This is a genomic window from Chamaesiphon polymorphus CCALA 037 (assembly GCF_003003845.1).
In the GTDB taxonomy this organism is placed as follows: domain Bacteria; phylum Cyanobacteriota; class Cyanobacteriia; order Cyanobacteriales; family Chamaesiphonaceae; genus Chamaesiphon; species Chamaesiphon polymorphus.
Genome location: NZ_PVWO01000137.1, coordinates 1 through 12262, shown reverse-complemented (window position 1 = coordinate 12262; position 12262 = coordinate 1). Strand labels below are relative to the sequence as shown.

The 12262-nt window shown below is 49.4% G+C and carries 8 protein-coding genes and 1 pseudogene; all 9 read right to left on the bottom strand.

Translation table 11 applies throughout. From position 1 onward, the window contains the following. Positions 1 to 102 precede the first annotated feature (102 nt). Positions 103 to 1101, bottom strand: a complete 999-nt coding sequence (locus C7B77_RS12535) for a methyltransferase domain-containing protein (RefSeq protein WP_106304951.1) — start codon at positions 1099 to 1101, stop codon at positions 103 to 105. A 20-nt stretch (positions 1102 to 1121) separates the two neighbouring features. Continuing rightward, positions 1122 to 2264 carry a fatty acid desaturase gene (locus C7B77_RS12530; RefSeq protein WP_106304948.1) on the bottom strand — a complete coding sequence of 381 codons (1143 nt, stop codon included), beginning with the start codon at positions 2262 to 2264 and terminating at the stop codon, positions 1122 to 1124. A 361-nt stretch (positions 2265 to 2625) separates the two neighbouring features. Next, entirely contained in the window at positions 2626 to 3558 is a 933-nt protein-coding gene (locus C7B77_RS12525; RefSeq protein ID WP_106304945.1) for a phytoene synthase, read from the bottom strand. 228 nt (positions 3559 to 3786) lie between these two features. Beyond that, positions 3787 to 5193: a 15-cis-phytoene desaturase gene (gene pds / locus C7B77_RS12520; RefSeq protein WP_106304942.1), complete on the bottom strand. Its 1407-nt coding sequence runs from the start codon at positions 5191 to 5193 to the stop codon at positions 3787 to 3789. Between the two features lie 133 nt (positions 5194 to 5326). Beyond that, positions 5327 to 5980 carry a sensor histidine kinase gene (locus C7B77_RS31415; protein ID WP_342761353.1) on the bottom strand — a complete coding sequence of 218 codons (654 nt, stop codon included), beginning with the start codon at positions 5978 to 5980 and terminating at the stop codon, positions 5327 to 5329. A gap of 42 nt (positions 5981 to 6022) precedes the next feature. Next, positions 6023 to 6286: pseudogene (locus C7B77_RS31710) on the bottom strand (PAS domain-containing protein); the annotation flags it as partial. Between the two features lie 12 nt (positions 6287 to 6298). Next, positions 6299 to 9850: a PAS domain S-box protein gene (locus C7B77_RS12510; RefSeq protein ID WP_106304936.1), complete on the bottom strand. Its 3552-nt coding sequence runs from the start codon at positions 9848 to 9850 to the stop codon at positions 6299 to 6301. A gap of 523 nt (positions 9851 to 10373) precedes the next feature. Then, on the bottom strand, positions 10374 to 11351 hold the full coding sequence (cysK, locus tag C7B77_RS12505; protein WP_106304934.1) for a cysteine synthase A: 978 nt from the start codon (positions 11349 to 11351) through the stop codon (positions 10374 to 10376). A gap of 37 nt (positions 11352 to 11388) precedes the next feature. Further along, entirely contained in the window at positions 11389 to 12216 is an 828-nt protein-coding gene (cysE, locus tag C7B77_RS12500) for a serine O-acetyltransferase (protein WP_106304931.1), read from the bottom strand. Between the last annotated feature and the right edge of the window lie 46 nt (positions 12217 to 12262).

Below are 12262 nucleotides of genomic sequence, written 5' to 3'. Positions count from 1 at the left end.
GGTGTTGGGTGTGTGAAACAGTAACCTAACTTGCGCCGCCTAGTACTAGTGTTAGAAGCTCGCCGGAGTAAGGGTAGAGCGCGGGAATAAATGCTGTTTCAGTTACATTCGACCCATGGAGATCGAGCGTCCCGTCGAAATTGTAGTGGGTTCGCTGCTAACCTCAGCACGCACCGCCCGAAACATCCCAAATCGACACAATCCCGCCCCAAACGCCAACCGCATCAATAAAATCGTCGGCACCTCCCGCAAAGATTTGATAAATCCAGCCACCCCAAAACTCACCAATCCTTTGGGACGGGCGATCCCTTGCCAGATCGAATCCAACCACGAAGGTAAAGTTTGTTCCGTCCAATCTGCGGTGGTTACCTGCCCCGCTACATAGCCTGTAGCCGCCAACAGCTCTGAAAAGCCCTCAATACTAGAGAACGCCGGATGCGACCACTGATCGAGCAATTGCTGCATCACGGGTTTTTCCCAACCAGCGAGCGGAATTTGGCGATCGTCGCGTTGGTTCCAATCTGCCACAACCAGCACCCCACCTGGCTTGAGTACCCGCAGTAGTTCTCTGGCAAACACAGCTTTATCTGGCATGTGCGGGCCAGCCTCGATCGACCATACCACATCAAAACTAGCATCGGGAAACGATAAAGCCATCGCATCATCGACCTGAAATTTGACGTTGAGTTCTGCTGGTGTCAAATCTTGAGCGCGCTGAACTTGGCCGGGACTAATGGTAATTCCCGTCACGGCAAATCCATAATCCCGACCCAAAATTCGGCTGCTACCGCCAATCCCACACCCCACATCCAGCACGGTAGTACCAGCAGGCAACTTATCTAAGCCTCCCCACCGCACCATTTCATGGACGAAATCAGCTTTAGCTTGGAGAAAATCTCGCCGCTGTGGTGGCGCACCGTAATAACCTAAGTGAATGTGTTCGCCCCAGTAAAATTCCAAAATCCCATCTTCCGTCCACTCATCGTAAGAAGTGGCCACAGAATTGGCAGATTGATAAGGACGCGCCGTCATCAGATACAGCGCGATCGCAATCGATAACCCTACCAGCAGCAATCCCAAGAGCGATAATAATAAATTCATCAGTATAAATTCTCAACACCTTATTTTATCGTCATCGCAATCGTTGAGGGGGATAATTCTACCACTGAATTTAAACGGGTAGTTTGTAGAAATGACTCGATCGAGACGAGGCTATTGGAATCGGCATCCCACAGAATATACTTAGCACAGTCGAGCATATCGCCCATGCGGAGGGTTTTAACGTTGGTTAGCAGGTGACTGTTTTGCTGATGACAAGCTTCGAGATGATAGTTGGGAATGCGCTCGGACAGATGATGGATATTGTGATAGCCGATGTTAGCCGTAAACCACTTCATCAAGGGTGGTAAATCTAAATAGCTACTCCCCTCGATCGCGCCTTGTAAATAGTCCCAGCTTGCAGTCTTATGAGCGGTAGAGTCTTCAAATATATGCTGAACGAAGAAGACACAGATAAACACAACTGCCGAACAAGTTAGCACGATCGAATACACGCTTAAAAAGAAACTGGCTCCCCACAGATAGCTCAATCCAATCCAACTACCAATTACACAAATATTATTTAACAGTAAATCCCAAAATTCAGTACTCGATTGCCAATGCTTCGATTTGTGATTAGAAATTATTGCTGATAAACTCATCGCTGGTTGTTGCTGACGACAAGTAATTACATGGCGGAGCAAATCGTAGATACCTAAGATGAGTGCTAGTCGTGGCGCGATCGCTAGGTAGAAAAATCCACCAGGAATCGCCATGATCGGCTGTCGGATGAATGCATAAGTGCGGCGATCTTTTTCGTTGAGCTTAGCAAACTCTTCGGTCGAGAGAAAGTCAGCGACACCGCGATAGCGTTCCCAATTTCCATTAGTTTTATGATGGTAGGCATGGTCTCGCGACCAAGGATACTGAGGAATTGCATTGATAATACCCAGCAAAAACCCGACTATTCGATTGACCCGTTTGGAACTAAATAGTGAATAGTGTCCACAGTCGTGCATGAGCGAAAAACACCGCAATGAAAATAAAGTCATCAGCACGATAATCGGCGGTAGCAACCAAATAGAAATTGCAGCCACTTTAACTGCTAAAAACCATAAACACACGTAAGGAACGACAGTATTTAAAATTTGATAAGTCGCTCGTAAATCGTCACTCTTCATGTATGGTGTTAGCACGAAGTCAGACTTTTGAATCGGGGTTTTCATTTAGTAATTTACTTTGATAAATATTTTCACGGCTACTCTCATCCTCAATCCGATTTACAAAAATTTCTTTTGCTAACCGAATCATATCGCCCTCACCCCCAGCCTCTCTCCCAAGTTTGGGAGAGGGGAGCCAGAACCGCAGGAGCTGGCGGGGTGAGGGCCACAAGGGGTTTAGATCGTTCAGATCTTTAGAGCTAAATTATCCAACTCAGCATAAATTGTCTGCCTCGGGTTTCCAAGACAGATCGAAGATCGGCTAACGATAAATTATCGGTAACAAATAAAAGTTAGTAAGGATACTATTACTGACAGAAACTATCGCCTGAAAGTGCCCTCAAATAATGCTAATTGCTAGCGATCGTTATTTAACCTGCGATCGAATAAACGAACCGGGCAAACACCATAATTTTTTAGGCGTACTTACATAAGCACGGCGATTGAAAACATCATAATCGTTGCGCTCGATCGAGTCTAAAATCTGTTGATATAACAATAAAGCCGCCCATACGGGCCAACGCACGTCAGGACTGAGCCGACCGATCCCACTTTCGGCTTGTTGATAATACTTCCGAGCGCGTTGAATCTGAAACTGCATTAGAGCGCGCCAATTATCATTAACCACCCGATTCATCAAATCTTGCTCGGTGTAGTTAAATAAAGCCAACTCATCCAATGGTAAATAAATTCTACCCCGCTCGGCATCTTCACCGACATCGCGGAGAATATTCGTCAATTGTTTGCCAATTCCCAAAGCCACAGCTTGCTCGGTGGGAACTTGAATATTTAGACCGTTCCAAGGTGCCGTAAATTGGCTCTCATCGACACCCACGATCGCATTAGACATCAGTCCGACCGTACCAGCGACCCGATAACAGTACAGCGACAACTCTTCAAAACTATTGTAGCGATTCTTGCGTAAATCCATCCGCTGTCCGGCGACCATATCCCGAAACGGTTGAATGTCCAAATCTGGAAATCTGGCGATCGTATCGACTAGTGCGACATCGCACTCATCGGTGGGAATACCCCTAAACATCCGCTCTAATTGAGCTTCCCAGCGATCGAGGGTGGCGGGAGTAGTTTCATCAGCGTCTGCCCCATCCACCAGCTCGTCGGTATTGCGACACCAGGCATAGATTGCCCAAATCGCCCGCCGTTTGGGGACTGACATCAATAGTGTCGCCAAATAAAAGGTTTTGCCGTATTCAGCAGTTATTCGGCGACAGAGTTCGTACGATTCCTCGGTCGATGTTAGCATTGTCACGATCGGTAGGGACTTTTCCAGTTGCAGCATTTGCACGAGACTAGGGACTAGGACTAGGGGATAGGACTGAGGGATGGTCAAAATGGGGGACAGTAGTTATTTCGAGACAACTCTAGGGTCGAGGCGGTGCCACAGTAGCGATCCGCATCTTGCGATCGCCAGCCACAGTCTGCCCTCCACCCTATTGCCTATCCCCGCTCATTTGCTTGGCGCAACGTGCGCGGAAGAACCCTCCGCACCAGTTGCATTTGTCATCCCCTAAATTGCAGTAGCGAGTGGTTTTGCTACTACGGGCTGATAATTCGCAATCTCCTGTGCTGCCAGCTTACCAGAAAGCACAGCACCTTCCATACTCCCAAGATACTCTTGCATCGTATAGCTACCAGCAAGAAAGAAATTAGCAATTGGCGTAGATTGGCTCGGTCGGCAAGCTTGTCGTCCTGGAGATGCAGTATAAACCGATCTGGGTGTCTTAACGACTTTCGATTTACGTAATTTAGCTGGGTTATCTCCAGTCAAATGTTGAGGGAACAAGCGTTCTAGCTCGGTCATCGTTGCCGCGACGATTTCGTCGTCAGATTTGTCGATCCAATCTTTAGCTGGGGCGACAATCAGTTCGAGCATCGATTTATCCGGGTCTTCATACTCCTTGCACGCTACGCTCATATCGGCGTAGACGCTGAGAATATCCGATCGCGAGAATAGCAGATGATCGATGTCGGTTAACTTGCGATCGAACCACAGATGCAAGTTAATTACTGGTACGCCCTCCAAACCCTGCATCTTCTCAAAGAATTCGATTTCCCGCCAAGGTTCCGGAATCAAAGTTTTGATAACATCTACAGGCATCGCCGATACATAAGCATCCGCCACCACGATTTCATCTGCCTCACCATTTAGCCCCCGCATCACAAAATGCTTAACGGTACCATCATCATTCAGCACGATTTGTTTGAGCGGTCGCTCCATCCGAATTTCGCCACCACGGGCTTGAAAATGCTCCACGATAGGCTGACACAAGCGTTCGGTCGGCGACCCATCTAGAAAGGCAATTTTGGAGCCGTAGCGTTCCTTGAGAAACTTATTAATTGCCGTCAAGGGAATCGTTGCCGAGACATCTTCCGGATTGATAAACGTTAGAGCTTTAGATGCGGCGATAAAAATATCCGAATTGACGCGATCGTCAATGCCCTGCAACCGCAGCCATTCCAACAGACTATACTTGTCCATGTCTTCGACATACTTCCGTCCCCGCAAGACCGCTGGCCACAAGCCGAGCGCGAACTTAATTTTTTGCTCCCAGGTGAGCATGTCGTTATTTTTGAGAATCGAGGCAATTACGTTAAACGGCGCGGGAATATTCGGCACGCTGAAATATGAGTATGTCCCTGGCTTCTCCGGCTGATTGAAAATCAGCGCGTGTTCCTTCCATTGCAGATGGTCTTCAATGCCTAGCTCTTTCATCAACTGGAGCATATTTGGGTAAGCCCCAAAAAAGGCATGAAGCCCAGTCTCATACCAGTCGCCATCTTCATCCTGCCAAGCCGCAACTAAACCGCCCAACACATCCCGACTCTCAAACAAGATCGGGGTATGTCCGGCATCTGATAAATATTTAGCACAAGCTAGTCCGGCTAAACCTGCTCCTGCAATGGCTACACGCATCTATTGGTACTACCCCTATACGATCGACGTTCTACTGAATTCTTTATTCAGTTTAATTATATTTGCATTTCTTTACAATTCAACATCGAGTTTGATTTAACTCTCGTACTTCTCCCGTACTTATGGCGATCGGTTAATCTTCACGATCGCTTTTTGGCCAGGTAACGTAGAAAATTGTGCCCTGTCCCAAGCTGGACTCTAGCCGAATGGTGCCTTCCTCTGCTTCGACGATCTTTTTGACGATCGCCAGACCAATTCCCGTACTGTCGCTATTGTCCTTGCCTTTGAGCGTGTGAAAGATATCAAAGACTTTTTCGTGATGTTCTGGGGCGATCCCAGCACCGTCATCGCGGACGATAAATTCATGGTAGTTGGGATGGTCGATCGTCGAAATATGCAGATGCCCCATTTCCGAAGGATGGTGCTTGATGGCGTTGCTAATTAAGTTGGTCAAGACTTGGCTCAAAAATAGGCGTTTGGTCTTCAGCGTTGGCAACGGGGGCTGGATCTCGATTCTAAAGCTCTCTGGCGGGGCGAGAGAGTCGATAATCTCGCCGAGGAGTTCGCCCAGGTCGAAGGTTTCTAACCGAGCTTCTTGTCGCCCTGCGCGGGCGTATAACAACAGACTCTCAATCATCGATTCCATCCGTTTGACGCGGGCGCGCAGGAGCTGTAACTGTTGCTGATTTTCTGGTGGCAACCGATCTTCTAAATCATCTTCAATCCATTGGGATAAGTTAGAAATCGCCCGGAGGGGAGCCTTGAGATCGTGAGAAACAGTATGCACGAAGCTATCTAGCTCCTTGTTACGTTCGGCTAGAGCTGCTTCGGCTTGTTGCAGCTCGGTAATGTCGGTATTGGTGCCAAACCAGCGGATAATTTGCCCCGATTCATCGCGGATCGGCACCGCACGAGACAAAAACCAGCGGTATGTACCATCTCGACCTCGAATTGGGAATGTGTCTTCCCAAGATTCACCCGTTTCAAAACAGTGGCGAATTCGATTGACAACACGATCGACATGTTCGGGATGATGTACTTGTTGCCAGCCCCAACCCTGCATCTGTTCTAGCGTCGTACCCGTATATTCAAACCAACGGCGGTTTTACCAGAAGATCCAGCCGTTTTCATCCGTCATCCACGCAAGTTGAGAGATATTATCTGCTAAAGTGCGGGATCGCTCTTCACTCTCAAGTAATGCCGTTTCAGCACGTTTCCGATCGGTAATATCTCGTGAAATGCCGATGACCCCAACGATCTGCCCGTGAGGATCGCGCCATGGGTATTTTGCCGATAGGAGCGATCTGAGGCTGCCTTGCTTGGGCACCTCTTCCTCATAGACGAGCGATTCGCCCGTTTCCATGATTTGTCGATCCACACTCATGATATGGCGAGCGATCTCTGGTGGAAATAAGCTCGTATCGTCTCGACCTAAGATGTCGGCAACAGTAGCATCGAGCCACTCGGCTGCGGTGGCGTTGGCAACAATATACTTTCCTTGTAAATCCTTGACAAAAATCACATCTGCGGTACCGTCGATCGTGGCATTTAAGATCCCATTGACGCGTGCTAGTTCTGCTTCAGCGCGTTTGCGATCGGTAATTTCTTGGACGACGACATTAATTCCCACGATCTGTCCGGTTTCAGCCTGGAGTGGATAGCAATTTTCGATCCAAGTCCGGCAAACTCCTGGTTGAGCTTTTGTTTCACCACTAAGTTCGATATTCAGTAGTGGCTTTCCGGTAGTCAAGACGCTTTGCAAGAGTGGTTCGTTTTCATCTGCTAGCGCAGGCACTATTTCACGCACAGTCCGCCCGATATGATCTTCAGCCGCAATACCGTTAATTTCTGCCAACTGCTGATTGATGCGGATAAAGCGCAACTCCCGATCGAGAATTGCCAGACCGATGGGTGCGGTTTGATAAATTGCTTCGATCTCACTCAGTTGTCGTTGTGCGAGTGCTTGACTCTGACGTAAATTTTCCTCTGCACGTTTGCGATCGGTGATGTCGGTGTTAAAACCAATGACCTTCAGCAGTTGTCCGTGCGAATCGTACTGGAAATAGCTCCGATCCGAGACGTATATCCAGTGTCCTGCGGCATGACGGACGCGATATTCGCTTTCAAACCGCTCGATTCCCGCTGGAGCTGCCAGAAACTCCGATTGGATGCGCTCTAGGTCGTCGGAATGCACCCGCTCCGTCCACCACTCGTTCGTTGGCGGTGCATCTTCAGCCCGAATGCCAAGTAGATCGAACAATCCTTCTGAGCGGTACATTTTTTGCGTTTGCAGATTCCACTCGAACACCATCCCACGCACTGCTAGCATCGCTGACTCAAATCGGGCGTTACTTTGCGCTAGACTGGCTGCGGCGACTTGCCGTTCGGTGATATCGTAGTTGATGCCGTCAAAAGAGATTGGTGCGCCATCAGAAGCGTAAGTTGCCTTGCCAGCCGACCTAATCCAGCGAATTTCGCCCGTATCTGGGTTTACCGCTCGGTGGTCGATCTCGTATAAGGTGCGATCTCGCAGCGCAACTTCCATCCCCAGACGAGTTGGTTCTCGATCGTCGGGATGAACGCAACTCCAGAACCATTCGATCGTCGGCTCCGCATCAGGGGGCAAGAAAAATAGTTCTCTGGTGCGCTCGTCCCAATTGAGTGCGCCGAATGGGAGTGAGTTTAGCCATAGCCCGACTCCAGTGGTATTGAGCACGAAGGCAAGTCGCTCTCGATCCAGTTGGCTTGCTGCTTCTGATTGCTTGCGTTGGCTAATATCAAACATCACCCCGACAAACCGCATCCCTTCCCCTGCCTGGTTGTCGAGGAATCGTCCGGTGGCGGATACCCACACGACGCGCCCGCTATCGGGACGGACGAACCGATGTTCGCAGCAATAGATCGATCGATCCCGTTGGGCAGTTTCCCACGCCTGCTTCACCACCGCGCGATCGTCAGGATAAACGCGGTTCCACCAAATCTCGATGCTATGTTCGCCAACAGTAGCTGAATCGTAGCCCAAAAGCTGGATGTGTTGGGCAGACCAGACGATTTGACCCGTGGACAAATCTGCATCGCAGGTTGCCATATCTGCGGCTGTAAGTGCCAAATTTAGACGTTCTTCACTTTCACGCAGGTGCTCGATCGAGCGATTGCGATCGAGTGCGATACTGGCAATTTTAGTGCCAAATTCACCCAGCTTATATTCCCAATCGGTTGGCAATCGGGCTTCATTAAAGCACAACATCAGCGAACCGAGGGGTAAATTATCAATTCCCACGATCGGTAGGCAATAATAAGCCCGAATGCCGTGCGCGATACATGAATCCCGCCATGTTTGCGACCTGCCATCGTCTGTCGCAATATCGGTACAAATGACAGGCCGATCGCAATATACAGCCATACCACACGTCCCCATCTCCAGCTCGCCCATCGGTGCATCTGTGAGTTCTTGGCTTAAAGACGGTGGGAAATCTGGGGAAATCGATCGCCAAAACGTCAGTCGGCGATTGTCGGTCAGTAGCACACAGGCACGCGTGCTGGGGCTGAGTTTGGAAATCGAGCGACACAGCGCACTCAGACACTCATCTAGCGGCTGACCCGTGGAGACCGCTTCTAGCAGCCGCGTCTGTTCGACAAGCATCAGTTCGTGTTGTTGACGCTCTAGCTCTGTCGCAATCCGAGTGGCAAAGATCGTTAGTAACGATTCGGCTAGATGCACGTGCTCTAGCGGTTTCCCATCCATTACTCCCAGCAACCCCAGCACATTACCATCAAAACCATAGAACGGAATCGCCACATAGCTTTCGACCGAGAGCGGTTTGAGCAATGGCGCATTGGGAAATTGTGCCTGGACGTTGCGCGGATAACAGCAAATTTTACGTTGCTCGATCGCTTCCCAGCAGGGCGTATCTTGCAGCCGATATTCGAGATTATCAACGATTTTACCGCGATCGCAGGTAGCGATCGTGCGCATCATTTTCGGCTCATGGCCTTCTACCAAGCCAATGTAAACGTAATCGGTGCCCAAAACTTTGGCAAAGTGCCGTACCAGTGCATCGAAAAAATCCCCACCCGTCACCCGCGCCACACCTTGGGTAATTTCGACCAATGCAGCATCGACTCTAGCGATCTGCTGCGCTGCCAATCGTAGTTCCAGCTCATCGACTACCATTGCCGCCAAATCTACCAAGGTGGACTGTTGCTCGGCGGTGAGGGGGTCGTGGGGCACCGTATCGAGCAGACACAGCGTACCCAGATTAAAGCCATCTCGATCGATCAGGGGCGCACCCGCATAAAATCGCATTCCCGGTTCGCATTGCACGAACGGATTGCAGCTAAATCGATCGTCGAGTCGGGTGTCGGGAACGATCAGTGGCTCATCGGTTAAGACGGCAAAGTTGCAAATTGTATCGTGACGCGACACTTCAGGCGCATCAAAGCCAATGCTAGACTTAAACCAAGCTCTCGACTCATCCACCAGCGAAATCAGCACGGTGGGTATTTTAAATAGTCGCGCTGCCAGCGTGGTGATGCGATCGAATGCCGCTTCCGCAGGCGTATCGAGGATCTGATAGCGATGCAGTGCCGCCAACCGTTCGGTTTCGTTGGCAGGTAAGATCGGGTCGATAGGCTGTTGGAGTAATGAGTCAGTCACGATCTAGTTCCATGCAGATGGCGAATGGTGAATAGTGGTTAATGCTGATAGCTTGGAGGTACGGCGAGGTCGAGTCAGCTTCGTTCCTGTACCGCCACCGATTGAAATCGGGGCTAACGATACGAAGTCCGCCTACGCGGACTGATTTTCCTAGCCCGCGTAGCGGTGCGCGCACGCCTATGTTTTCCGACGGTTTGCGACTGAAATCACGTGCAGGTTCCCTTCCGTTCGATGCGTCGCTACGTGGACTGATTTTCTTAGTCCGCGTAGGCGGACTTTGCAACACCAGCCCCGATTTCAATCGGAGGCGATACTAGAACGAAGCCGATATCTTTAACCCGAACTCAGGTTAACTAGCTACACCCCACATCCACAGTCTCCACGCAGCAAATTTATCGATCTGTAGTTTGGTGGGATCGGCTGTTCCTATTTTATATCTGTTGAGAGATCGCCGCAAAACCCCACACCTGTAAAGATGCGGGGTTTTGCAAGATAGGACACGATCGTGAGCGTTACTAATCGCTTAAACAGTAGCTAGCGAAGGTAACTGAACGACTTCTACATCTGGCAAATCTTGGAATAATGCCGTGCTGAGATAGCGTTCGCCAAAACTGGGTTGAACGAACACAATTAGCTTATCGGCATTTTCTGGGCGTTTGCCAATTTGAATTGCTGCCCACAAAGCGGCTCCCGATGAAATCCCCGACAGAAGTCCCTCTTCTCTGGCTAACCGCCGCGCGAAGCGCATACTTTCATCATCCGTCACCTGAATTACTTCATCAATCAGATCTGTCCGCAGCACTTTTGGCACGAATCCCGCGCCAATCCCTTGAATTTTATGCGCTCCTGGATTACCGCCAGATAAGACGTGACTATTGGCAGGTTCGACAGCCACAACTTTAAAACTCGGTTTGCGGGGCTTGATAACTTCAGCAATACCCGTAATCGTACCGCCAGTACCGACCCCACCAACGATAATATCGATCGTGCCATCGGTATCAGCCCACAATTCTTCGGCTGTGGTTTCGCGGTGAATTTGAGGATTGGCAGGATTGTTAAACTGCTGGGGCATAAAAGCATTGGGCAATCCAGCGACAATTTCCTGAGCGCGACGAATCGCTCCCTTCATTCCCTCAGCCCCTGGGGTTAATTCTAACTGTGCGCCATAGGCTTTGAGCATGGCTCGGCGTTCTAAACTCATGGTTTCTGGCATCGTCAGAATCAGCCGATAACCCTTGGCGGCGGCAACCATGGCGAGGGCAATCCCAGTATTCCCAGAAGTTGGTTCGACAATGATACTTTTGCCCGGTACGAGCTGCCCTGCGGCTTCTGCTGCGTGAATCATGCTCGCCCCAATTCGATCTTTAACTGAGGCGGCGGGATTCATCCCTTCCAGTTTGACCAAAACTTCTGCCTTGCAACCTTCCGATTGAGGAATGCGATTGAGTCTGACTAGTGGTGTTTTACCGATTAATTCGGTAATGTTACTTGCAATTTTCATAAATATTATTTTCACCCCAAATTATTACTATTACCGATTAGATCCCCGCACCATAAAGAAAGTCTTCGATCTCTCGATCTGTCTCCGTTACATCCCGAAGATGAGAGGTTTTTAGCTCTCCTTCAATAGGCGGATGCAGTCGATCGTCGAGATCTCGAACTTGCTGTTCTAAACTCTTAATGCGATCGAATAACTTACTAATGACCTCCGCTTCGAGATCTGGTAAATATTCCAGGTTTTGAGTTGGATCGATCGTCCGGCTACCATTGCGAATTACGCGTCCAGGAATGCCGACAACCGTACAGTCGCTGGGAATATCTCTCAATACAACCGAACCCGCACCGATGTTGGTGCGATCGCCAATCTGAATGTTGCCTAAAATCTTAGCTCCCGCGCCTACCAAGACATTATTGCCCAGGGTGGGATGGCGTTTCCCAGTTTCTTTACCAGTACCGCCGAGCGTTACGCCTTGATAAATAACAACGCCATCGCCAATAATTGCAGTTTCGCCAATGACAACTCCCGTACCGTGGTCGATAAATACCCCTTTACCAATTGTCGCACCCGGATGAATTTCAATTCCTGTAAAAAATCGAGTCAAATTAGCTATAATTCTCGGCAAAAATGGCACTCCCAGACCATACAACCAATGGCATAATCGGTAGCAACATATTGCCTGAAAACCAGGATAACAAAATAATATTTCTAACCAATTTCGGGCGGCAGGATCGCGTTGTTTAATGATTTGCCAATCGGCGATCGCCACTTCGATCGGATTAGCAGTAATTTTAGGTTGAAGGCGAGCGATGGAGATGGTCGAGCGATCGTGACGATTGGTTTCGGTTAGCGGTCGGGTATCGTTCATAATCCATATACCGATCGGGAATTATGGTATTTCAATAGATTACTAC